Here is a 948-nt window from a genome sequence, read left to right on the forward strand (position 1 = left end):
CTTGATTGCTATGCCAAAGAACTCGCTCAAGTTGAATGGTTCATTGAAAAACAAGCCAAAAATCATAATCCAGTGTATCTAGAACTACTTAAAACTGTACCAGGTATTGGCAAGATTCTGTCACTGACAATTTTGTATGAAATCGGTGATATCTGCCGATTTGAGTCAGTGCAAAAGTTCGCTTCTTACTCTAGATTGGTCAAATGCAAAGCTGAATCGGCGGGTAAAACCTACGGTACTAATGGTAATAAAATCGGTAACGCTCATTTGAAATGGGCATTCTCAGAAGCAGCTGTGCTGTACCTGCGAGGCAATGACAAAGCCCGTAACTACCTTAATCGATTACAGAAAAGAATGAGTAAGGCTAAAGCGTTGTCTGCACTCGCTCATAAGCTTGGCCGCTGCGTCTATTTCATGTTGAAGAACAAAACGGTGTTTGATGAACAACGATTCTTAAAAGGATAAGTCGCGCAATAAGGTGAGCTGAACGTCTAACTAGATACTCTTAAAAAGAGAAGTGAGCATGACCGTGAATGATGTGGCTAATGAAGCAATGACTTCTCACCATCATCACTATGCCAAATGCTATTTAAGCTACATTGCCTTGATTAGACACCTTATTGGCGCGCATTAATAAATACAATCAACAAAGTCGTTTACACCCTAAATGAGCCTGAAACTAACTGTGCAAAAAGCACCTCTGACTTGAATAGTGCCATCTTAGGGTTAACCGATAAATGTCTAGTGCCCCTGAAATTTCAAAGGAGTGAAAAGAGTCAGGCAGCGATAAGATCGCACTAAGAGAGCCTCTATATGTGTTTGCTGTAAACGATGATTTGACAGCTAAATGACAGACGAAGTAGATGAATTTGTTGATTGATTTTAATTTGACTGCAAAAGCAGTCAAATAAGTTAGGCTCGCCTATTGACTGGCGGGAGGCTCATATG

Annotated in this window: 1 pseudogene; it reads left to right on the forward strand. The window is 40.4% G+C overall.

The features are described from left to right. Positions 1-465, forward strand: a pseudogene (locus H5185_RS22265) (IS110-like element ISShfr7 family transposase); the annotation flags it as partial. Between the last annotated feature and the right edge of the window lie 483 nt (positions 466-948).

The organism is Shewanella sp. SG44-6 (genome assembly GCF_014164185.1).
Classification (GTDB): Bacteria; Pseudomonadota; Gammaproteobacteria; order Enterobacterales; family Shewanellaceae; genus Shewanella; species Shewanella vesiculosa.